This is a genomic window from Streptomyces sp. NPDC058534 (genome assembly GCF_042717365.1).
Taxonomy (GTDB): Bacteria; Actinomycetota; Actinomycetes; order Streptomycetales; family Streptomycetaceae; genus Streptomyces.
The window spans coordinates 49,464-70,337 of sequence record NZ_JBHXNW010000026.1 but is presented as its reverse complement, the minus strand read 5'-3'; the positions used below and the strand labels follow the sequence as shown (position 1 = coordinate 70,337).

Genomic DNA, 20,874 nt, shown 5'->3' with positions numbered 1-20,874 from the left:
GGTCTCTCGAGTCTGAGTGTCTTCGGGGGTGTGTGGTGTTGTGCGGGGGGCGGGGGCGCCGCCGCCCCCCCCCCCCCGGGACTGTGTCGATATGCGGCTCCGCCGCGTGGGCGCGACCAGCCACGACGAACCCGCAGTCGGCCAAGAACCTCAGCAGACCTCTTCCAAATCCCGCCAGTCACGAGAATCCGGACTGTCCGCAACCCACCCGTCCAACAACCCCCTCACCAACGCAGCCGGCGCAGCCACCCCGCACTCCCGCTCCGGCACCCACAGCTGCCCGTCGGTACGGTGCCCGAGGGGCCCGGGATGCCCCGGTTCGCTGTGGTCGTGCGGGTCGAGGTGCTCGCCCTCGCCCTCGTCGGACGGCATCCGGGACTCCGAGCACATCCGGCACAGCAGCCGGACCGACGACGACCAGTCCTCGGCGGCGAACCCGGCGTCGGCCGCCAGTTGCTCCAGCGCGTCCCGGTCGGACTCGGTGGCCGCCTCCAGGAGGACGACCCAGGTGGGCACGGGCGACGGCGCCCACAGCTCGATCTCGTCGAAGACGGGATAGGAGTGCCCGGCCGCGGTGGACCGCTCTCCGTGCGGCACCCCGTCGTGCAGGACGACCTCGCCCCAGCGCCTCCCGGAGGACGGCAGCGGGATGGACAGCACCTCCACGCGTGCGGGGTCCAGGCGCCGCCCCCACACGACCTCGGCCTCCCCCTCCGGGGACAGCCGTACGGCCGCGCTGCCGAGTTCCATGCCGAGCGGCTCACCGGCGTCCGTCGCGTCCCCGGGGGTGCGCAGCCCGTACGCCTGCCAGGCCCGGCGGGCCAGCGGCCAGTCCTGGAGGGCGGTCGCCGCGATGCCGACGTTCCACCAGTCGGGGGCGCCGGTGTCGCGGTCGAGCAGCGCCACGGCCCGCAGCCCGGCCGCTCTGGCCTGCTCCCAGTCGTGCCGGAACTTGTGCAGCAGGGCGAGGTTGAACCACGACTCCGACAGCCAGGGTTCCAGGTCGGCGGCCCGCGTCAGCAGCGCCCCCGCGTCCTCGTAGCGACCGTCGCCGATCAGCGTGAACGCGCGGTCGGTGGCCTGCCGCCAGGAGGCGGAGGGCCGGTGCCGTGCCTTGCCGAAGATCCTCACGATTCCCGCCTGCCAGTTCCGTTCTGTGGGCTGGCTGTGCCTTTCGCGCCCCCGGACACCCTTTCCTGCGCATCAAACCACGTACGGCTGTAGAGGCGCTCATTACCCATGGGTTACCCAGCCGAGAGCGAGGTAAGACTGCCTCGCGAAAGCACTCGGGCCAGTGCTTCCACCACGTCCGGAGCGTAGTCGTCCGCGGTGGCCAGACGCAGCTCCTCCAGGGCCGTGAGGCCGCCGCCGGGACCGGCGTCCCGCGCCTTCTCCTCGTAGGCGTTCACGACCCGTACGATCCGCGCGGCCGGCGGCTGCTCCCGGCAGGGGTCGGCCTGGCGCTCCACGACCACGGCGACGGCCGGGTCGACGCCGGTCTGGCGGACCACGGCGCCGCCTAGCAGCGCGATCCGCCGCTGCTCCGGGGCGGGCAGGCCGGCGGTGGCACCCGCCGGGACCGGGTCGACCAGGCTGAGCTGGCCGATGTCGTGCATCAGGGCCGCGTACTCCAGCACGGTCAGCTCGGCCCCCGACAGCCCCAGGTCGCGTCCCACGGCCCCGCTCAGCTCGGCGACACGGCGCGCGTGCCCGGCCGGGGTGTATCCGGCGATCTCGGTGGCCCTGGCCAGGGAGGCGATGGTCTGCCGGTAGGTGGCCCGGACGGCCGCGTACCGGCGGTAGGACAGCTGGGCGAGCAGCAGCGGCACGCAGAAGACGGGGAGCGCCCAGAGGCCCGCGACGCCCACCGCGAGCGCCATCACCACCCCGGTCGCGCACACCGCGGAGGTGATCCCGACCATGCCGCGCAGCTCCTCGCGCAGCAGCGGGCCGAAGGGCCAGCCGGTGCGCGCGTGCGCGGGTGCCGCGGCGAGCACGGCGTCGCACAGCGTGGTCAGGGCGAGCAGCGCGATCAGCAGCAGCGCGTACGCGGGGCCGCTCCAGTCGCGGAAGGTGCCCTGGCCGGAGAGCGGCTGGAAGCACACGGCGGCGAAGGCGACGGTGAGCACACGCCGTGCCAGGTGGTCGAGGACGGGCCCGCTGCCGCGGGCGATGTAGGGCACGCTGCCGGCCAGCGAGGCGGCGAGGACGACGGTGACGGTCTGGGCGACGCCGTGCGGGGCGGGCTGCCCGGCGACCTCCCCGAGCAGCGCGTACGCCAGTGCCCCGGCGGCGCCGAGCGGAGCTGCCTCCCGGGCCTCGGCGTCGGCGCGGCGGGTCAGCTCACCGAGGGCGACCAGCACACCGAAGGCGAGCGCGACGGGCCGGTGGACGAGCCCCGACCACAGCACGGAGGTGAGGCAGAGCACCGCGACGAGCCCGGCGCCGGCACGGATGAGCCGGGGGACCAGGGGAGGCCGGCCCGGCAGCCGGGGGGCCAGGGAAGGCCGGCCCCGCAGCCGGGGCACGCTCATACGGCACGCCTCCCGACGCTGTCGGGCGTGGTCTCGCCGCGGGGCCGGCCGGGGATCGCCGCGGCCGTCGGGAGTGTGGGGGTGCCGTCGGCCGTGACCGACGGGTGCCAGCCGTGCCGGCCCAGGGCACGGACCAGCGCGCCCACCATCCGGGGGTCGAACTGTCTGCCGGCACACCGTTGGAGCTCCTCCACCGCCGCGGCGACGGGGCGGGCCCTGCGGTAGCAGCGGGTGGAGGTCATCGCGTCGAAGGCGTCGGCGACGGCCACCACCCGGGCCGACTCGGGGATGCGGTCGCCGACGAGGCCGTAGGGGTAGCCGCTGCCGTCCAGCCGTTCGTGGTGGTGGAGGACGGCGGCCCGGGCCTCCCCCAGGAAGCGGATGCCGCGCACCATCTCGTGCCCGTACTCCGGGTGCAGTTCGATCACCCGTCGTTCCTCGGGCGTCAGCGCCCCCTCCTTGCGCAGCAGCCGGGTGGGCACGCCGAGCTTGCCCACGTCGTGCAGGATGCCGGCGAAGCGGAGCGTCTCGACCCGCTCCTCGTCCATGCCCAGCTCGCGGGCGATCATCATGGTGGCCCGGCCGACGCGCTCACTGTGTCCGCGCGTGTAGCCGTCCTTGATGTCGACGGCCTGCACCAGCGCGCGGATGGTCGCCTGGTGCGCGGCCCGCTCCCGGTGGTACTGGGCGAACGCCCACCACGCGACACACATCGGCAGCAGCACGAGCAGCGCGGCCACCGGACCGTACGGGCTGCGCCACAGGACGGCCATCATCAACCCGGCGAGCCCGTGCACGGCGACCGGCCCGAGCGTCCTGGTGAACAGCCCCCGCCACGCCCGGCTCGCCGGCACGTGGTCGGCGAGCGTCAGGATGCCGCCGTCCAGCAGGGTGAGCACCAGGCAGAACGCCAGGACCGCGGCCCCGGCCGGCACGAGCGCGTACGGGAAGTCGGGCTCGACGACCGCGTCCCGCCCGCCGAGCCGCCAGTGGACCCACGCGGCGGCCCAGACTGCGAGCGTCAGCTGCGCGGCCCGCCAGACACGCCGCAGGGCGAAGGGCCGTCTCGGCACCGGGGACAGCAGGGCACCGGGCAGTGCGACGAGCGCCGCGGCGGACGGCGGGAGCAGAAAGGCACCCGCGAGCAGTACGGGGTAGCAGGTACCGACGGAGCGGGACCGGGCGACCAGCTCGGAGCCCGCGTACAGCCCGGCGAGCAGCAGCACCGCCCACCAGGGCGCGTCTGTCGCGGGCAGCGGCCGCAGGCAGAGCAGTGCGGCCACGACGACACCGGCGACGTACACACGCGCCCGCGCCGGTACCGCGTCCATGAGCCCTCCCCCGGCCACGCCTGTAAGGCTCCGGAGCCTAGGGCTGCGGCGGGGAGGCCGCGGGCAGATAACCCGCGGATTAGCACGTACGAGTGACTCGGGAGAGCTCAGGACTCCTGAGGAGTCGGCGGTGTGGCCGTGACGTCGTGCTCGGGCACGGACTGCCCCGACCGGATCAGGTCGAGCCGGCCCATGACCTTGGCGCGCAGGTCACCCGGCACGTCGTCCTGCCCGCAGCACCGCTTGACCAGCTTCTTGACGGCCTGCTCCAGCCCGTACTTCTCCAGGCAGGGCGAGCACTCCTCGAAGTGGTGCTCGAACTTCACGCAGTCCGAGTCCGGCATCTCTTTGTCGAGGAACTCGTAGAGATGATCGAGGATTTCGCTGCAATCCGTCTCGTGCGGCTCTCCGCAGCTCATGACCCCGAGCCTTTCGCTTCGTTCGACTCTCCGGCGCCGGCCGGGACCAGACCGCGGTCGCGGGCGTAGTCCTCCAGCATGCCGCGCAGCTGACGGCGTCCACGGTGCAGCCGGGACATCACCGTACCGATGGGTGTCCCCATGATGTCGGCGATCTCCTTGTAGGCAAACCCCTCGACATCCGCCAGATAGACGGCGATACGGAACTCCTCGGGGATGGCCTGGAGCGCCTGCTTCACGTCCGAGTCGGGCAGGTGGTCCAGCGCCTGCGACTCGGCGGAGCGCAGACCGGTCGACATGTGCGACTCGGCACGCGCGAGCTGCCAGTCCTCGATCTCCTCGGCCGCGCTGCGCTGGGGCTCGCGCTGCTTCTTGCGGTACGAGTTGATGAAGGTGTTGGTGAGGATGCGGTACAGCCACGCCTTGAGGTTGGTGCCCTCGCGGAACTGGTGGAAGGACGCGTACGCCTTGGCGTAGGTCTCCTGCACCAGGTCCTCGGCGTCGGCCGGATTACGCGTCATGCGCAGCGCGGCCGAATACATCTGGTCGAGGAACTCCAGCGCGTCCCGCTCGAAGCGCGCGCTGCGCTCGGCGGTCGACTCCGCGCTCTTGCCCCGGCCCTCGGGCTGCTCCGCCTGGCCGTGTTCGGTCCCTGCGTCGGTCCCAGTGACCGGACCCACCTCCTCCAATGACGTCGTGAAACCGAGACCGGCCCCACTCGAATCGGAGGATAGACGACCTGCGGTCGGGGGCGCTTGCCGATCCGGTCCGCCCGCCGCCCGAACAGCGGCGGTCTTCGCCGCGTGCAGCACCGTCCAGTCCAGGTCGGCGCGGCTGCTGCGACTCGAATCCAACTCTTCCGGGCGCAGCCCGTCCACGGGGTGGCGGCGGGAGACGGGAGGGCAGAAGGCTGAACCCATGCGGCGGACTTCCTCTCCTACGGCGTCGGTGCTGATTCTCAGCAACGTATGTCCGCCACAACAGTGGGCGCACGCCGGTCATTCCCAGGCGTTCACCCGAGTGAGCCGACCCACTTCGCGACACCCTCGGTGATCAGCTCCAGGGCCGCCTCCTGGGTGATCTCCGCCCGCTTGGGCACCGCGAAGCCGTGGTCGCCGTACGGCACCTCGATGAGGTCGTACGTCCCCTCGGGAGCCTCGGGGAACTCCGCCGGTCTGCCGAAGGGGTCGTTGCCCCCCTGGACGACGAGGGTGGGGACGCCGGCGCCGAGCAGCTCGTCGGCGCGGGACTTCTCGGGCTTGCCCGGCGGGTGCAGGGGGAAGCTCAGGGCGAGCACGGCGTGAGCGCCCAGTTCGGTGGCGGTGCGGCAGGCGACGCGGGCGCCGGCGCTGCGGCCGCCCGCGATCACCGGCAGTCCCGGTGCGGCCAGCGCGGGCCAGATGCCGCGCCAGCCGGTGTCGAGGGTCTTCGGCGCGGGCGCCAGCTTCTTGCCGGCCACCCGCCAGGGCTGCTCGACCAGGGCCACGCTCACTCCGTGGGCGGGCAGTGCGGCCGCCAGCGCGCGCAGGTCGCGCGCCTCGATGCCGCCGCCGGCGCCATGGCTCGCGGCGAGGACGAGGCGGGGCTTCCTCGCCCGGTGCCAGGTGATGCGGGCGGGGCCGACGTCGGTCTCGACCGCCTCGGGCGGATTCTGCGTCTTCTGCGTCTCCTGCGTTTCCTTCGTCACATGCGTCACGTCAGAAGAGTGTGCCCTCTTCCGGCGCCTCCAGCTCCTTGAGCAGCTCCGGCCCGTTGTTGCGCACGTTGCTCACCGCGGTGGAGACCGGGAACGCCCGCATCAGTCCGGCGGGCGGGGGCGCCAGCAGGGAGGTCAGCTCGTCGGGGTCGGTGCGTGCCGGGTCGAGCCAGTCGTCCCAGCGGTCCGGCGTCAGCATCAGGGGCATCCGGGGGTGGATGTCGGAGAGCGCGTGCGGGCCGTCGGCCGGGGCGGCCGCCAGCGGTGTGGTCTCGGCCTCGGTCGTGATCACCGAGCACGTCACCCACCAGGCCTGCGGGTGGTCGTCCGGCAGCGTCCTGTCCCGCCAGAACTCGTACAGCCCGGCCATGGCGAACACGGACCCGTCGGCCGGTGTCACGAAGTACGGCTGCTTGCGGGGCCGCTTCTTGCGTCCCTCGACCTCAAGGTCCCGCTCCTGCGTGCCGGTGACCCACTCGTAGTAGCCGTCGGCGGGCAGGATGCAGCGCCTGCTGCCGAAGGCGCGCCGGTAGGAGGGCTTCTCGTGGACGGTCTCCGCGCGGGCGTTGATCATCCGGGCGCCGCCCTCGGGCGTCTTGGACCAGGACGGGACGAGCCCCCACTTCAGCTTCCGCAGCTGACGAACCGGATCCGGGTCCTCGGCGTCCTTCAGGGGACGGTCCAGAACGGCGTAGACCTCTTTGGTGGGCGCCACGTTGTAGTCGGGCTCCAAGCTCTCCTTGGGCTCCCACTTCTCGATCTCGAAGATTCCCGCGAGATCCTCGGGTCGACGACTCGCCGCATACCGTCCGCACATACGTGCCACACTGCCAGACCCCGCGTGACTACGAGGAGCCCTCACCGAACATGGACCACCTCGCAACGGCCCCGCTCACCTCCCTGTGGGACGAGGTCTCCGGCACCCAGCCCGATCCCGACCTGTGGGTGGTGGTCGCGGCCCTGGTGGCCGCGCTGGTCGTCGTCGTGCCGCACCGGCCGTGGCGGATAGCGCGCAACGCGATCACCATCGCGCACGAGGGCGGCCACGGGCTCGTGGCGCTGCTCACCGGCCGCACGCTGACCGGGATCACCCTGCACTCGGACACCAGCGGACTGACGGTGAGCCGCGGCAAGCCGCACGGTGTCGGGATGATCCTGACGGCGGTGGCCGGCTACACCGCTCCCCCGCTGCTCGGCCTCGGCGGCGCCGCGCTGCTGGCCGCGGGGCGCATCACCCTGCTGCTGTGGCTGGCGACGTTGCTGCTCGTCGCCCTGCTGGTGATGGTCCGCAACGCGTACGGGATGCTGACGGTGGTGCTCACCGGCGGCACGTTCGTCCTGGTCTCCTGGCTGGCCGGACCGCAGGTGCAGGCGGCGTTCGCCTACGCGGTGGTCTGGTTCCTGCTGCTCGGCGGGGTGCGTCCGGCCTTCGAGCTGCAGGCCAAGCGGGCGCGGGGCGGCGCCGGGGACTCGGACGCGGACCAGCTGGCCCGGCTGACCCACGCGCCGGCGGGGGTGTGGTTCTTCCTGTTCCACGCGGTGTCGCTGTGCTCGCTGGTCGGCGGGGGACGCTGGCTGCTGGAGCTGTGACGCACGGGCGCCCGCACCCGCCCGCATATATGCACGGCATGTGCACTGTCGCGATTTCGGTCAGGTTTCGCCGCTTTTGATCAAGATCTCCGATCGGCTTCAGCCATTAAAGTGGGGCCCATGACCGTGAACCCCACGCACACCGCCCTCTGGCCCGCACCGCACGCGAGCGGAGCCGTCGAAGCGACCGTCCATGTGCCCGGGTCCAAGTCGGTCACCAACCGCGCCCTGGTGCTCGCCGCCCTCGCCTCCGAGCCCGGCTGGCTGCGCCGTCCGCTGCGCTCCCGCGACACCCTGCTGATGGCCGAGGCGCTGCGCGCGATGGGCGTCGAGATCGAGGAGGGCGTCGGCCCGGAGGGCAGCGGCGAGTTCTGGCGGGTCATCCCGGCGGGACTGCGCGGCCCGGCCACGGTCGACGTCGGCAACGCGGGCACGGTCATGCGCTTCCTGCCGCCGGTCGCCACGCTCGTGGACGGCCCCGTCCGCTTCGACGGCGATCCGCGGTCCTACGAGCGTCCGCTGCACGGCGTGATCGACGCGCTGCGCGTCCTGGGTGCCCGCGTCGATGACGACGGGCGCGGCGCGCTGCCGCTGACCGTGCACGGCGGGGGCGCGCTGGAGGGCGGCCCGGTCGAGATCGACGCGTCGTCGTCCTCGCAGTTCGTCAGCGCCCTGCTGCTGTCCGGCCCGCGCTTCAACCAGGGCGTCGAGGTCCGCCACACCGGCTCGGCGCTCCCGTCCATGCCGCACATCCGGATGACCGTCGACATGCTGCGCTCGGTCGGCGCCCAGGTCGACACCCCGGAGTCGGGCGGCGAGCCGAACGTCTGGCGGGTCACGCCGGGCGCACTCCTTGGCCGGGACCTGACGGTCGAGCCGGACCTGTCCAACGCCCAGCCGTTCCTGGCCGCGGCCCTGGTCACCGGCGGCAAGGTCGTGATCCCCGACTGGCCGTCCCAGACCACCCAGCCCGGCGACCGGCTGCGGGAGATCTTCACCGAGATGGGCGGTTCCTGCGAACTGGCCGACTACGGACTGGTCTTCACCGGATCGGGCGCCGTGCACGGCATCGACGTCGACCTCGGCGAGGTCGGCGAGCTGACCCCGGGCATCGCGGCCGCCGCCGCCCTGGCGGACTCCCCCTCGACCCTGCGCGGGGTGGCGCACCTGCGGCTGCACGAGACGGACCGCCTGGCCGCGCTCACCAAGGAGATCAACGAACTCGGCGGCGACGTCACCGAGACCGCCGACGGTCTGCACATCCGCCCGCGCCCCCTGCACGGCGGCGTCTTCCACACGTACGAGGACCACCGCATGGCCACCGCCGGCGCGATCCTCGGCCTCGCGGTCGAGGGAGTGCGGATCGAGAACGTGGCGACGACGGCCAAGACCCTGCCCGACTTCCCCGACCTGTGGACCGGGATGCTCGGGGCGTAGGGACTGTTCGCCATGCGCCGCTACGGCAAGCACACCGACGAGGACGACATCCGCTCCCGCCCCAACCGCAAGGGCAACCGGCCGCGCACCCACATCCGGCCCAAGCACGAGGACGCCGCCGAGGGCCTGGTCCTCACCGTGGACCGCGGCCGGCTGACCTGCCTGGTCGAGGACCGGGTCGTGCTGGCGATGAAGGCCAGGGAACTGGGCCGCAAGGCGGCGGTGGTCGGCGACCGGGTGGCACTGGTCGGCGACCTGTCCGGCAAGAAGGACACCCTCGCGCGCATCGTCCGCATCGAGGAGCGCGTGTCCCTGCTGCGCCGCACCGCGGACGACGACGACCCCTACGAGCGCGTGGTCGTCGCCAACGCCGACCAACTCGCCATCGTCACCGCCCTGGCCGACCCGGAGCCGCGCCCGCGCCTGATCGACCGCTGCCTGGTCGCGGCGTTCGACGGCGGCCTCACCCCGCTGCTGGTCATGACCAAGTCGGACCTGGCGCCGCCGGACGAACTCCTGGAGCTGTACGGCGCGTTGGACATCCCGTACGTCGTCACCAGCCGCGAGGAGCTGGAGAACGGCGCCGCGGCCGGTCTCGTGCGCGAGCATCTGGACGGGAAGATCACGGCCTTCGTCGGCCACTCCGGCGTCGGCAAGACGACGCTCGTCAACACCCTGGTGCCGGAGGACCGCCGCCGGGTGACGGGCCATGTGAACGCGGTGACGGGCCGCGGCCGGCACACCACGACCTCGGCCCTCGCCCTGCCGCTGTCGTCCGAGGCGGGCGGCTGGGTCGTCGACACCCCGGGCGTACGGTCGTTCGGCCTGGCGCACATCGACCCGTCGCGGGTCATCAACGCCTTCCCCGACCTGGTGCCCGGCACGGAGGGGTGCCCACGCGCGTGCAGCCACGACGAGCCGGACTGCGCGCTGGACGCATGGGTCGCCGAGGGCCACGCCGACCCGGCACGGCTGTACTCGCTGCGTCGGCTGCTGTCGACGCGCGAACGGAAGGAAGGCGACTGACCTCCGCGTTGTTTGCCGTGCCGTGGCACCGGTAAGTGCATAATCGCACCAAACCGGAACCAACCCCGAGCACGGTCACGGTACGGGACTACGGGAGGACAAGACATGGCGTGGCTGCTGGTCATAGTGGCCGGGTTGCTCGAAACCGGCTTCGCCGTCTGCCTGAAGCTGTCGCACGGCTTCACCCGGCTCTGGCCCACCGTCGCCTTCTGCGCCTTCGCCCTGGGCAGTTTCGGACTGCTGACCCTGGCCCTGAAGAGGCTCGACGTCGGCCCCGCGTACGCCGTGTGGACCGGAATCGGCGCGGCGGGCACCGCCGTCTACGGCATGGTCTTCCTCGGCGACCTGGTCTCGACCCTGAAGATCGTCTCGATCAGCTTCGTCATCATCGGCGTGATCGGGCTCCAGTTGTCGGGCTCGGCGCACTGAGCCGTATCCGCTACGCCATCGACCGACGCGGCAGGGCGGTGCGTACGAGGTCGGCCACGCCGCCCTCGGCGGGGGGTGCCGCGACGCAGGACAGGGCGAGCCGCACGGCCAGTTCGCAGGAGCGCGCCAGTTCGGCGGTGTCCTGCGGGACGATCGGGTCGGCGCCGTACAGGACGGCCACGGCACGGTCGCGGACGAGGGCCACGAAGTCGCCGGGCGAGGGCAGCGGACCGTCGGCCCGGCGCTGGGCCGGCGCGGCGCAGGAGGACGGCACGGCCGTCAGCTCCGGTGCGGGCAGCCGTTCGCTCCAGCAGCCGGTGAGCATCGCCCGGACCAGCGCGTTCTCGTGGGCGGCGGACATCATCCACTCGGCGGTCGCGGTGAGCCGTTCACGCGGATCGCTGGGACCGGCGAGCGCGCGGTCCACGCCGGCGAGATAGCCGTCGGCCTCCCGCCGGACGAGCGCCCGCGCGAGGCCCTCCTTGCTGCCGAACTCGTTGTACAGCGTCTGCCGGGACACCCCGGCCGCCGCCGCGACGTCCACCATCCGCACAGCGGACCACGGCCGACGCGCCAACGCCTGGTAAGCGGCGTCGAGCAGGGACTCCCGGGCTGCGGGCACCCTGGCCTCCCTCGGGCCGAGCGGCTTCGTGCCCAGATTCGACGGGTATGGGGTCACTGTCAAGGGTCCTCGCGCCAGGCGGGCACAGCCGCCGGGGCGCAACGGCCCGTCGACTCCCCCTCCGCGATCCGCCACGCCCGCCAAACCCCTGGTGGCTCCCGCGCGTCCCGGCCCGATACGGTTGCCGCATGCCCGACTACCTCGACGACCTCCGCCTCGCCCACGTGCTCGCCGATGCCGCCGACGCGGCAACGATGGACCGCTTCAAGGCCCTCGACCTGAAGGTCGAGACGAAGCCGGACATGACCCCGGTGAGCGAGGCGGACAAGGCCGCCGAGGAACTCATCCGCGGCCACCTCTCCCGCGCCCGGCCCCGCGACTCGGTGCAGGGCGAGGAGTTCGGCACGACGGGCGCCGGCACCCGTCGCTGGGTGATCGACCCGATCGACGGCACCAAGAACTACGTCCGGGGCGTCCCCGTCTGGGCCACCCTCATCGCCCTCATGGAGGCCGGCGAGGGGGGCTACCAGCCCGTGGTCGGGCTGGTCTCCGCCCCGGCCCTCGGGCGCCGCTGGTGGGCGGTGCAGGACCACGGCGCGTTCACCGGCCGCAGCCTGACCTCCGCCTCCAGGCTCCGGGTCTCCCAGGTCTCCACGCTCTCGGACGCCTCGTTCGCGTACTCGTCGCTCGGCGGCTGGGAGGAGCAGGGGCGGCTGGACGGTTTCCTCGACCTCACCCGCGAGGTGTGGCGCACGCGCGCGTACGGCGACTTCTGGCCGTACATGATGGTGGCCGAGGGCTCGGTGGACATCTGCGCCGAACCCGAGCTGTCCCTCTGGGACATGGCCGCGAACGCCATCATCGTCACGGAGGCCGGCGGCACCTTCACCGGCCTCGACGGCCGCCACGGCCCGCACAGCGGCAACGCGGCGGCGTCGAACGGCCTGCTCCACGACGAACTCCTCGGCTACCTGAACCAGCGCTACTGAGCGCCCGCCGACTCCCCCTCCACGCCCCCTTGTTGACCCCCGCTTTACCTGCCACCCTGAGAGTTCCCTCACTTGTGAACTTGTGAATCCATGAACTAACTCATGGATCACCGGCAGGAGGTGGCTCCACCCCATGCTCGTCCGCGAAGTCATGAGCAAGGTAGTCCTCACCATCGGCCCCGCCCACACACTCCGTCAGGCCGCCGCCCTGATGTCCGCACGCCGCGTCGGCGCGGCCGTGGTGCACGATCCGGACGCCGACGGCATCGGCATCCTCACCGAACGCGACGTCCTGGTCTCCGTGGGCCAGGGCCAGGACCCGGACACCGAGCGCGCCCACGCCCACACCACCACCGACGTCGTCTTCGCCGCACCGTCCTGGACCGTGGAGGAGGCGGCCGCGGCGATGGCGCACGGCGGCTTCCGCCACCTCATCGTGCTCGAAGGCGGCGAGCCGGCCGGCATCGTCTCGGTGCGCGACATCATCCGCTGCTGGGCGCCGGAGCGCTCCCGGCCGGGCACCCCGGCGGTGACGGCCTGACGGGACGGAACGACGAAACGGGCCGGACCCCCGTCCCCGGGGATCCGGCCCGCCGCCGCGACAAGCGGTCCAGTACTGGACGTCAGCCGCGCAGGGCCTGGACCGCGGCCTCCAGCCGCTTGCCGAAGTCACCGTCGGCCTGACGGAAGTTGTTCACCGCGCGCTCGACGATGTCGTCGCGCGAGACGTCGGAGAGGGCGCCGGCCAGGTTGCCGATCAGCCGCTCCCGCTCTTCCTCCGTCATCAGCCGGTAGAGATTGCCCGCCTGGACGAAGTCGTTGTCCTCGGCGTGCGACGGAGCCTCGGTCTCGCCGGTGACACCGGAGACCGCGACCGGCTGCCACAGCGCGCGGTCCGTCTGGAACGGGCCGCCGAAGCTGTTCGGCTCGTAGTTCTTCGCGCCCTTGTGGCGGCCGTCGTACAGGAAGCCGTCACGGGAGTTGGTGCGCGCCTCGGTGGCGTGCGGGCGGTTCACCGGGAGGTGGTCGGCGTTGATGCCGACGCGGTAGCGGTGGGCGTCGCCGTAGGCGAAGAGTCGGCCCTGGAGCATCTTGTCCGGGGACGGGCCGATGCCGGGCACGAAGTGCGACGGGGAGAAGATCGACTGCTCGACCTCGGCGAAGACGTTCTCCGGGTTGCGGTTGAGCTCCAGCTTGCCGAACTCGATGACCGGGTAGTCCGCGTGCGGCCACACCTTGGTCAGGTCGAACGGGTTGAAGCGGTACTTCGCGGCCTCGGCGACGGGCATGATCTGCACGCCGACGGTCCAGGACGGGAACTCGCCCCGCTCGATGGCCTGACGCAGGTCGCGCTGGTGGGAGTCGGGGTCCGCACCGGCGAGCTTGTCGGCCTCGGCCTGGGTGAGGGTCTCGATGCCCTGGTCGGTCTTGAAGTGGTACTTCACCCAGAAGGCCTCGCCTGCCTCGTTGCTCCACTGGTAGGTGTGCGAGCCGAAGCCGTCCATGTGGCGGTACGACGCCGGGATGCCGCGGTCACCGAACAGCCAGGTCACCTGGTGCGTCGACTCCGGCGACAGGCTCCAGAAGTCCCAGACGTTGTCCATCTCGGTCGAGCCCGTGTACGGGTCGCGCTTCTGGGTGTGGATGAAGTCGGGGAACTTGATGGCGTCCTTGATGAAGAACACCGGGGTGTTGTTGCCGACGAGGTCGTAGTTGCCCTCTTCGGTGTAGAACTTCAGCGCGAAGCCGCGCGGGTCGCGGACGGCGTCCGGCGCGCCCAGGTTGCCGGCCACGGTGGAGAAGCGGAGGAAGGTCTCCGTCTCCTTGCCCACCTCGGAGAGGAACTTCGCGCGGGTGTACTCGGTGACGTCGGCGGTGACCGTGAACGTGCCGTACGCACCGGCGCCGCGGGCGTGCACGACGCGCTCCGGGATGCGCTCCCGGTTGAAGTGGGCCAGCTTCTCCAGCAGGAGCTGGTCCTGGACGAGCACGGGGCCGCCGACGCCCGCGGTCTCGCTGTTCTGGTTGTCGGCAACCGGAGCACCGGCTTCCGTAGTGAGCGGTCCCTGAGTCACGTACGCCTCCTGCGCCAATCCTGCAAAACCTGTCCCTTGGCTAATGCCGTTCTCGATCCTACAATGGACAATGTCCAAGTCAAGTACAGCTCCAAAGTCACACCCGTTCGGGACCTGGTCCCCCTAGCTGCTAGGCTGGTCTGTATGAGTGACCTACTGGAACGACTGCGTGGTCGCGGATGGCGCATGACCGCGCAGCGGCGCGTCGTGGCCGAGGTCCTCGACGGCGAACACGTCCATCTGACGGCCGACGAGGTGCACGCCAGGGCCGTGGGCAGGCTCCCGGAGATCTCCCGGGCGACGGTCTACAACACCCTGGGCGAGCTGGTCTCGCTCGGTGAGGTGCTGGAGGTCGCGACGGACAAGCGCGCCAAGCGCTACGACCCGAACGCGCACACGCCGCACCACCACCTGGTCTGCGCCCAGTGCGGCGCGATCCGCGACGTCCACCCGACGGGCAACCCGATGGCCGACCTCCCCGACGCGGAGCGCTTCGGCTTCACCGTCTCGGACGTCGAGGTGACCTACCGCGGCACCTGCCCGAACTGCGCGGCGGCGTAGGTCCCACCAGCACGCGCGAAGCCCCGGCACCGATGGGTGCCGGGGCTTCGTCATGACCGGGGCGTCGTCGCCGCGCTCGCCGTGAACGCACCGAGGGCCGGAACCCTTTCGGATTCCGGCCCTCGGCCTTCAGTAGCGGGGACAGGATTTGAACCTGCGACCTCTGGGTTATGAGCCCAGCGAGCTACCGAGCTGCTCCACCCCGCGTCGATGAATGGAACATTACGTCACCCCCACGACGAGAAGCAAATCGCTTCTGTCTCGGCATCCCGCTAGGCCGACAGCTCCTGCCGCAAGGCGTCACGCAGCCGGGCCGCCCGCTCCCCCACCTCGGCCGGTCCCAGCGACACCGCCCGGTCCGCCCACCGCTGCCCCTCCGCCAGCTCCCCCCGCCGCGCACAGACCAGCGCCAGCCGCAGCGCGGCCCGTCCGTGCCCGGCGTCGGCCGCGCGGCGCCACCACACGACGGCCTCGGGCTCGCTCCCCTCGCGGGCCAGCAGCAGGCCCAGGTTGAACGCGCCGTTGCGGGACCCGGCCTCGGCCGCCTCCCGGTACCACCGCGCCGCCTCCACCACGTCACCCCGGGCGGCGGCCAGCATGCCGACCCGCACCTGGCCCCGGCGGTGGCCCTGGGAGGCCGCCCGCTCGTACCACTCCTCGCACTCGGACTTCTCCTGCGCCGGCTCTCCCAGCTCGTGCGCGGGCGCGGGCGGCCGGCGCGCGTCGAGGACCGTCGCCAGACGGTACGCGGCCTCCGCGCTGCCGCCCCCCGCCGCACACCGCAGGAACCGCTCCGCCTCACGCTCGTCCCCGGCGCGCAGGCGGGCCATCCCGACCTGCAGCGCCGCCTCCGTGTGCCCGGCGGCCGCGGCCCGCTCGTACCAGCGCAGCGCAGCCCGCTCCGCGCCCCGTCCCGCGTGCAGGATCCCGAGGTTGAAGGCGGCGTCGACGCTGCCCGCCTCGGCCGCCTTGGAGAACCACGGCTCGGCGCCGGTCTCGTCCCCGCCGCGCAGCAGCAGGATGGCGAGCGCGTTGGACGCCTCCCGGTGCCCGGCGTACGCGGCCCGGCGGTACCACTGCTCGGCCTGCGCGGTGCGGCCCTGTTCGGCGCAGAGCAGACCGAGGTTGTACGCCCCGTTGTCGTCCCCGGCGTCCATCGCGGCCCGGTACCAGCGTTCGGCGGTCTGGGTCTCGCCGCGCTCGGCGTGCAGCGCGCCCAGGGCGTTGGCGGCGTTGCCGTCGCCGTCCTGGGCGGCCCGCAGCCACCACACGGCGGCGCTCTCGGTGTCCCCGGCGTCCCGCAGCAGGAAGCCCAGCGCGCAGGCCGCGCGGGCCTCGCCGTCCTTGGCGGACGTGAGGTACCAGCGGCCGGCCTCCTTGAGCTCGCCCCGCTTCTCCAGGATCGTCCCGAGGTGCAGCGCGGCCCGCCGGTGACCGCGTGCGGCGGCCTGCCGGTACCACTGCTCGACCTCCTCGCCGGCGGTGGCGGCCGCGTCGTCGCCGTCGCGGTCGCGGTCCATTCCGGCGCCGCGGTCCAGCGTCCGCGCCAGCCGGTACGCGGCCTCCCGGTGCCCGCGCTCGGCCGCGGCCCGCATCCACCGCCCGGCCCCGGCGTCGTCGCCGCGGTGCTCCAGCAGGTCGGCGAGGGCGTAGGCGCCGAGGACGTGCCCCTGCTCGGCGGACTGGCACAGCCAGTACTCGGCGGCGGGCTCGTCACCGCGCTCGCGGAAGTGCCGTCCCAGCGCGTGTGCGGCGGCCGCGGATCCGGCGACGGCGGCGATCCGCCACCAGCCCGCGGCCTCGTCGGCGTATCCGCGCTGGTGCAGCAGAACGCCGAGGTTGTTCGCGGCCGCCCGGTCACCGGCCGCCGTGGCGGCCCTCAGCTGCGACTCGGCTCCGTCGAAGTCGCCCCGGCGCAGCAGCATCGCGCCGAGCATGCTCATCGCCTCGACGTCACCGCCGTCGACGGCCAGCCGCAGGCGCACTTCCTCGGCCGCCTCGTCGGCGGCCTCCTGAGCCTCGTCCGTGGCCTCCTCCTGACCGGACGGCCGCACAAAACGCCCTGTCCCGAACAGATTTGCCATGTCCCCCATAACGTTCATCGTCGCACCACCTGCAACCTTGGTACATCCGGTATACCGCAGCCAGTGAGGTCACTTCAGCGTTTTGTCGACATGCCCACAGGACGACAAGTCAAACACAAGTCGACCCAACTCCCCCTGGCGGCGCGGCCGTCGCTCTCACCGGCACATGCGTTCGCACACCAGAAAGGCCCGGATCCCTTTCGGAATCCGGGCCTTCGCGGTCGTGAGCACACGGCTCACGATTTCAGTAGCGGGGACAGGATTTGAACCTGCGACCTCTGGGTTATGAGCCCAGCGAGCTACCGAGCTGCTCCACCCCGCGCCGTTGTGTTCACAACCCTAGCACGGCGCGGGATGGGCTTTGACCAGCTCGAACGCCGGTCGGCAGCGGCATCGCCACCGGGTGTCAGCCGGTGTCCGAGCTTCCGCCGCCTCCGCCGGCCTCCTTGCTCGGGGACGCGCTGGGACTGGCCTTCTCGTCCCCGTTCTTGTCCCCGGCGCCCTGGTCCGCCTCGGCCTGTGCGTCCTCGGCGCGCTGCAGCGCCTCCTCCAGGTCCTTCTGCGCCTCGGCGTACGCGGTCAGGTCCTTCTGCTCCAGCGCCTTCTGGCCGGCGTCGAAGGCCTTCTGCGCGTCACTGAGCGCTTCCCGGACCGTGGGGTTGGTGGACGTCGGTGGTGGCTCCGTCGTGTCCTCGCCGGTGTCCTCAGGTGGCTCCGGTTCGGCCGCCTGTGCTCCGAAGACCTTGTTGAGGGCCGCGTCGAGCGTGTTCTCGAAGGCCGTGTTGCCGCCGTAGCTCACCAACACCTTGCGCAGCAAGGGGTACTTGAGGTCGCCACCGCGGACGTAGACCGGCTCGACGTACAGCAGCCCGCCGTCGAGCGGCACGGTCAGCAGGTTGCCGTACTCGACCTCCGAGTCGCCGCCTCTCAGCAGCCTGATGGACTCGGCGATGTCCTGTTCGGAGTTGAACTGGCTCTGCACCTGTTTGGGACCGTCGACGGTGGTGCTGGTCGGCAGTTTCAGGATTCTGATCTTGCCGTAGCCGCTCGTGCCCGCCTCGGCGTCGACCGACATGAACGCGCTGAGGTTGTCCCGTCCGTTGGGCGTGAACGTCGTCGTCAGCGAGAACGCCTGCTGTTTCTGGTCGGGCATCTTCATGCTCAGGTAGTACGGCGGTACCGCGTCCCCCGACTTGTTGGTCGGGTCGTCGGGCACCTGCCACACCTCGCTGCCGCTGAGGAACGTGTTGGCGTCCTTCACGTGGTAGCGCGTGAGCAGCTCGCGCTGGACCTTGAACAGGTCCTGCGGATAGCGCAGATGCGCCATCAGCTCGCCGGAGATCTCACTCTTGTCCTTCACCGTGTCCGGGAAGGCCTTCATCCAGGTCTTGAGGATCGGATCCTTGGTGTCCCACTGATAGAGCTTGACGTCACCGCTGTACGCGTCGACGGTCGCCTTCACGGAGTTGCGGATGTAGTTGACCTGGTTCTGCTGGGCCACCACCGCGCGCTGGTCGTTGGCCGCGGTCAGCGAGTCGGCGGTGGTGTCGCCGAGCGTCGTACGGGAGGCGTACGGATAGCCGTTCGTCGTGGTGTACGCGTCGACGATCCACTGGATGCGGCCGTCCACCACCGCCGGGTAGGCGTCGCCGTCGATGGTCAGCCACGGGGCGACCGCCTCGACGCGCTCCTTGGGCGTGCGGTTGTAGAGGATCTTCGAACCCTCACCGATCGCACCGGAGTAGAGGATCTGCGGCTCGCTGAACGCCGCGGCGTATGCCGCGCGGTTGACCGGGTTGGACAGGTCGACCCCGCCGTCCCCCTTGTAGCTGAAGGTCTTCTCCCCGGTGTCGTCGGAGTAGTCGATCTCCTTCTGGGGACCGCCGACGATCGAGTAGGTGGTGGTCTTCTCGCCGTAGTAGATCCGCTGCTCGTACTTTCCGAGGTCGCCCTCGGAGGGCAGGTTGGACTCGGTGAAGACCGGGCGGCCCTCGGAGTCGACCTGGGTGCCCTTGGCCGCGACCGCGCCGTAACCGTGGGTGTAGCGGAAGTGGTTGTTGATCCAGTTCTTCTTCGGGATGCCGGCGAGGTTCAGCTCGCGCAGACCGATGACCGTGTCCTGGTCCTTGCCGTCCTTGGCGTAGCGGTCGACGTCCAGATTGGTCGGGAACGCGTAGTAGTTACGCATCTGCTGGAGCTGCTGGAAGGTCGGCGAGATGATGTTCGGGTCCATGATCCGGATGGACGCGGCGGCGTCCGCGTCGTCCCGGAGCTTGGTCTTGTCCGTGGTCTCGCTCTTGCCCGGGTACTCGGAGACCTGGGTCCCCTCGATCCCGTACGCGTCGCGCGTGGCCGCCAGGTTCTTCTCGACGTACGGCGCTTCCTTGGCCTGCTCGTTCGGCTGGACCTGGAACTTCTGGACCAGGGCCGGGTACAGGCCGCCGATGAGGATGGCGGAGAGGACCATCAGGCCGAAGCCGATCACGGGCAGCTGCCAGGTGCGCCGCCACAGGGTGGCGAAGAACAGCAGCGCGCAGATGACGGCGATGCAGAACAGGATGGTCTTGGCCGGCAGGTAGGCGTTGGCGTCGACGTACCTGAGGCCGGTCCAGTTGTCGGTCGCCTTGAAGTCGCTGGACTTCACCGCGAGCCCGTACCGGTCCAGCCAGTAGGCGACCGCCTTGAGGGCGACGAAGACGCCGAGGAGCACCGACAGGTGTCCGGTGGCGGCGGCCGTGGCGCGCGCACCCGGGCTGGTGACGCGGAGCCCGCCGTACAGGTAGTGGGTGAGCGCGGCGGCGATCACCGAGATGATCACGGCGGCGAAGCCGAAGCCGAGCAGGAACCGGTACCAGGGCAGGTCGAAGGCGTAGAAGGAGACGTCCAGCTTGAACTGGGGGTCCTTCTGACCGAAGGGCACGCCGTTGACCCACATCAGCCAGGTCCGCCACTGGCCGGACGCCGAGGCGCCGGCGATCAGGCCGACCAGCGCGGTGATGCCGAGCAGCAGCCACTTCTTGTACGGGGCGATGCCCATCCGGTACCGGTCGAGGTTCTGCTGCTCCATCGACATGGCACTCAGCGGCGGCCGCAGGCGGTGGGCCAACCAGATGTTGAACCCGACGGCGAGCGCCATCAGCAGACCGAAGACGAAGAAGAGGCCGATCTTGGTCCACAGGGTCGTCGTGAACACCGACGAGTAGTTGACCGACCTGTACCAGAGCCAGTCCGTCCAGAACCCCGCGAACATGGTGAACGCCATGAGGAGCACGGCGAGGACACCGAGTGTCAGCAGAAGGGTTCGGACACGCCGGGACGGGCGGCCCACTCTGATCCGCGGCCCCGTCGGGGGGCCTCCGCCGCGGTCCGGCATCTGGAAAGCCAAGGTGCGCACCTCGAAGTTCGCTGTTGATCCGTCAGGCCCTCGGGTTCGCGGGCCCCCCGTGCGCCCCCGTGATCGTGGGCCCACACTTATGCAACTTACTCATCGTTTACTCGGTTCCCGATTCGGGCCAGGAACGAGGCAGGATTGTGACCATGTCCAACACCCCCATGGCTGCGAACCCTCTCACCCGGGCCGTACTCGAGATCGACGAGTACGTCTCCGGGCTCGGCTGGGACCAGCCCGCACGCCTCTTTGCACTTGTCGACACCGCGCGTCTGAGGACCGATCAGCCCTCGCTCGCGGACCGGCTCGGTCTTCAGGACGAGCCGGACACTTCCGGCCTGACCCCGATCGAGCAGGACGAGATTCCAACGGACCAGCCGCTCGACGAGTTCCTGGGCACCATCGCCTGGCCCGACGCGGTGGTCGGCTGCGCGCTCGTCGTGGAACGCCTGATGCTGCCGCCGTCCGCCGAGGCACAGGTTCCGGATGGCCTGAACGAGGCGAGGCTGGCGCGATGGGTGGCGGAGCACCCGGACCGTCAGGAGGTCCGCATGACGGTCGCCGTCCTGCGCGACGGTGCCCGCGACTCGGCCCTGCGGCTGCGGGAGAAGGACACCGCCACGGAGGTGCTCACCGGCTCCGAACTGGTGCCTGGTCTGGCCCAGGCGCTGACGGCGACCTTCGCCGAGTAGC

19 protein-coding genes and 2 tRNA genes are annotated in these 20,874 nt (G+C 71.4%); 8 read left to right on the top strand and 13 right to left on the bottom strand.

Annotated elements, in window-relative coordinates; translation table 11 throughout:
* Positions 1-150 precede the first annotated feature (150 nt).
* From ACFWR9_RS18080 to ACFWR9_RS18050, 7 genes are all read right to left on the bottom strand, one after another.
* Positions 151-1,131 carry a hypothetical protein gene (locus ACFWR9_RS18080; protein WP_161329950.1) on the bottom strand — a complete coding sequence of 327 codons (981 nt, stop codon included), beginning with the start codon at positions 1,129-1,131 and terminating at the stop codon, positions 151-153.
* Positions 1,132-1,244: 113 nt separating this feature from the next.
* Complete coding sequence (locus ACFWR9_RS18075; RefSeq protein WP_383842753.1) at positions 1,245-2,534, bottom strand: HD-GYP domain-containing protein; 1,290 nt, start codon at positions 2,532-2,534, stop codon at positions 1,245-1,247.
* Positions 2,531-3,865, bottom strand: a complete 1,335-nt coding sequence (locus ACFWR9_RS18070; RefSeq protein WP_383842750.1) for an HD-GYP domain-containing protein — start codon at positions 3,863-3,865, stop codon at positions 2,531-2,533. Before ACFWR9_RS18070 ends, ACFWR9_RS18075 begins: the two co-directional genes overlap by 4 nt.
* 107 nt (positions 3,866-3,972) lie before the next feature.
* Positions 3,973-4,284, bottom strand: coding sequence for a mycothiol system anti-sigma-R factor (gene rsrA, locus ACFWR9_RS18065; RefSeq protein WP_114529078.1), 312 nt, complete (start codon positions 4,282-4,284; stop codon positions 3,973-3,975).
* A complete protein-coding gene (gene sigR, locus ACFWR9_RS18060) occupies positions 4,281-4,964 on the bottom strand; it encodes an RNA polymerase sigma factor SigR (protein WP_383842747.1) in 684 nt (227 codons plus the stop codon). Before sigR ends, rsrA begins: the two co-directional genes overlap by 4 nt.
* Before the next feature lie 332 nt (positions 4,965-5,296).
* The gene (locus ACFWR9_RS18055; RefSeq protein ID WP_383842744.1) at positions 5,297-5,971 is read right to left on the bottom strand and encodes an alpha/beta family hydrolase; all 675 of its coding nucleotides are present in this window, start codon (positions 5,969-5,971) and stop codon (positions 5,297-5,299) included.
* 10 nt (positions 5,972-5,981) lie between these two features.
* On the bottom strand, positions 5,982-6,797 hold the full coding sequence (locus ACFWR9_RS18050; protein ID WP_383842741.1) for an SOS response-associated peptidase: 816 nt from the start codon (positions 6,795-6,797) through the stop codon (positions 5,982-5,984).
* A 50-nt stretch (positions 6,798-6,847) separates the two neighbouring features.
* Between ACFWR9_RS18050 and ACFWR9_RS18045 the strand changes: the two genes are divergently transcribed.
* From ACFWR9_RS18045 to ACFWR9_RS18030, 4 genes are all read left to right on the top strand, one after another.
* Positions 6,848-7,570 carry a M50 family metallopeptidase gene (locus ACFWR9_RS18045; protein WP_383842738.1) on the top strand — a complete coding sequence of 241 codons (723 nt, stop codon included), beginning with the start codon at positions 6,848-6,850 and terminating at the stop codon, positions 7,568-7,570.
* Positions 7,571-7,690: 120 nt separating this feature from the next.
* Complete coding sequence (gene aroA, locus ACFWR9_RS18040) at positions 7,691-9,007, top strand: 3-phosphoshikimate 1-carboxyvinyltransferase (protein ID WP_383842735.1); 1,317 nt, start codon at positions 7,691-7,693, stop codon at positions 9,005-9,007.
* Between the two features lie 12 nt (positions 9,008-9,019).
* On the top strand, positions 9,020-10,033 hold the full coding sequence (gene rsgA / locus ACFWR9_RS18035; RefSeq protein ID WP_383842732.1) for a ribosome small subunit-dependent GTPase A: 1,014 nt from the start codon (positions 9,020-9,022) through the stop codon (positions 10,031-10,033).
* Positions 10,034-10,138: 105 nt separating this feature from the next.
* On the top strand, positions 10,139-10,462 hold the full coding sequence (locus ACFWR9_RS18030; RefSeq protein ID WP_383842729.1) for a DMT family transporter: 324 nt from the start codon (positions 10,139-10,141) through the stop codon (positions 10,460-10,462).
* Between the two features lie 10 nt (positions 10,463-10,472).
* Here the strand turns inward: ACFWR9_RS18030 and ACFWR9_RS18025 are convergent, their stop codons facing one another.
* Positions 10,473-11,084: a TetR/AcrR family transcriptional regulator gene (locus tag ACFWR9_RS18025; RefSeq protein ID WP_383842726.1), complete on the bottom strand. Its 612-nt coding sequence runs from the start codon at positions 11,082-11,084 to the stop codon at positions 10,473-10,475.
* 188 nt (positions 11,085-11,272) lie between these two features.
* On the opposite strand from ACFWR9_RS18025, the gene hisN reads away from it, so the two are divergent.
* Both hisN and ACFWR9_RS18015 read left to right on the top strand, forming a co-directional pair.
* Positions 11,273-12,073, top strand: coding sequence for a histidinol-phosphatase (gene hisN, locus ACFWR9_RS18020; RefSeq protein ID WP_383842723.1), 801 nt, complete (start codon positions 11,273-11,275; stop codon positions 12,071-12,073).
* 133 nt (positions 12,074-12,206) lie between these two features.
* On the top strand, positions 12,207-12,614 hold the full coding sequence (locus ACFWR9_RS18015) for a cyclic nucleotide-binding/CBS domain-containing protein (protein ID WP_383842720.1): 408 nt from the start codon (positions 12,207-12,209) through the stop codon (positions 12,612-12,614).
* Between the two features lie 82 nt (positions 12,615-12,696).
* Here ACFWR9_RS18015 and ACFWR9_RS18010 read toward each other — a convergent pair whose 3' ends face one another.
* Entirely contained in the window at positions 12,697-14,148 is a 1,452-nt protein-coding gene (locus ACFWR9_RS18010) for a catalase (RefSeq protein ID WP_383842717.1), read from the bottom strand.
* Between the two features lie 144 nt (positions 14,149-14,292).
* Between ACFWR9_RS18010 and ACFWR9_RS18005 the strand changes: the two genes are divergently transcribed.
* Entirely contained in the window at positions 14,293-14,709 is a 417-nt protein-coding gene (locus tag ACFWR9_RS18005) for a Fur family transcriptional regulator (RefSeq protein WP_383842714.1), read from the top strand.
* A 133-nt stretch (positions 14,710-14,842) separates the two neighbouring features.
* Here the strand turns inward: ACFWR9_RS18005 and ACFWR9_RS18000 are convergent.
* The 4 genes from ACFWR9_RS18000 to ACFWR9_RS17985 form a co-directional block, all read right to left on the bottom strand.
* Positions 14,843-14,916: transfer RNA gene (locus ACFWR9_RS18000), tRNA-Met, on the bottom strand.
* Positions 14,917-14,981: 65 nt separating this feature from the next.
* Complete coding sequence (locus ACFWR9_RS17995) at positions 14,982-16,802, bottom strand: tetratricopeptide repeat protein (RefSeq protein ID WP_383842711.1); 1,821 nt, start codon at positions 16,800-16,802, stop codon at positions 14,982-14,984.
* A gap of 239 nt (positions 16,803-17,041) precedes the next feature.
* Positions 17,042-17,115, bottom strand: a tRNA-Met gene (locus ACFWR9_RS17990).
* Positions 17,116-17,199: 84 nt separating this feature from the next.
* Positions 17,200-20,166, bottom strand: a complete 2,967-nt coding sequence (locus ACFWR9_RS17985) for a UPF0182 family protein (RefSeq protein WP_383842829.1) — start codon at positions 20,164-20,166, stop codon at positions 17,200-17,202.
* 164 nt (positions 20,167-20,330) lie between these two features.
* Here ACFWR9_RS17985 and ACFWR9_RS17980 point away from each other — a divergent pair, with 164 nt between their 5' ends.
* A complete protein-coding gene (locus tag ACFWR9_RS17980; protein WP_383842708.1) occupies positions 20,331-20,873 on the top strand; it encodes a PPA1309 family protein in 543 nt (180 codons plus the stop codon).
* Position 20,874 lies beyond the last annotated feature (1 nt).

Excerpts from the sequence above, each read along its gene's own strand:
- ACFWR9_RS18015 (WP_383842720.1), top strand. The coding sequence starts at position 12,207 with ATGCTCGTCCGCGAAGTCATGAGCAAGGTAGTCCTCACCATCGGCCCC.
- ACFWR9_RS18030 (WP_383842729.1), top strand. The coding sequence starts at position 10,139 with ATGGCGTGGCTGCTGGTCATAGTGGCCGGGTTGCTCGAAACCGGCTTC.
- ACFWR9_RS18005 (WP_383842714.1), top strand. The coding sequence starts at position 14,293 with ATGAGTGACCTACTGGAACGACTGCGTGGTCGCGGATGGCGCATGACC.
- ACFWR9_RS17980 (WP_383842708.1), top strand. The coding sequence starts at position 20,331 with ATGTCCAACACCCCCATGGCTGCGAACCCTCTCACCCGGGCCGTACTC.
- ACFWR9_RS17995 (WP_383842711.1), bottom strand. The coding sequence starts at position 16,802 with ATGGGGGACATGGCAAATCTGTTCGGGACAGGGCGTTTTGTGCGGCCG.
- rsgA (WP_383842732.1), top strand. The coding sequence starts at position 9,020 with ATGCGCCGCTACGGCAAGCACACCGACGAGGACGACATCCGCTCCCGC.
- hisN (WP_383842723.1), top strand. The coding sequence starts at position 11,273 with ATGCCCGACTACCTCGACGACCTCCGCCTCGCCCACGTGCTCGCCGAT.
- ACFWR9_RS18050 (WP_383842741.1), bottom strand. The coding sequence starts at position 6,797 with ATGTGCGGACGGTATGCGGCGAGTCGTCGACCCGAGGATCTCGCGGGA.
- ACFWR9_RS18045 (WP_383842738.1), top strand. The coding sequence starts at position 6,848 with ATGGACCACCTCGCAACGGCCCCGCTCACCTCCCTGTGGGACGAGGTC.
- aroA (WP_383842735.1), top strand. The coding sequence starts at position 7,691 with ATGACCGTGAACCCCACGCACACCGCCCTCTGGCCCGCACCGCACGCG.
- ACFWR9_RS18070 (WP_383842750.1), bottom strand. The coding sequence starts at position 3,865 with ATGGACGCGGTACCGGCGCGGGCGCGTGTGTACGTCGCCGGTGTCGTC.
- ACFWR9_RS17985 (WP_383842829.1), bottom strand. The coding sequence starts at position 20,166 with ATGCCGGACCGCGGCGGAGGCCCCCCGACGGGGCCGCGGATCAGAGTG.
- ACFWR9_RS18075 (WP_383842753.1), bottom strand. The coding sequence starts at position 2,534 with ATGAGCGTGCCCCGGCTGCGGGGCCGGCCTTCCCTGGCCCCCCGGCTG.
- rsrA (WP_114529078.1), bottom strand. The coding sequence starts at position 4,284 with ATGAGCTGCGGAGAGCCGCACGAGACGGATTGCAGCGAAATCCTCGAT.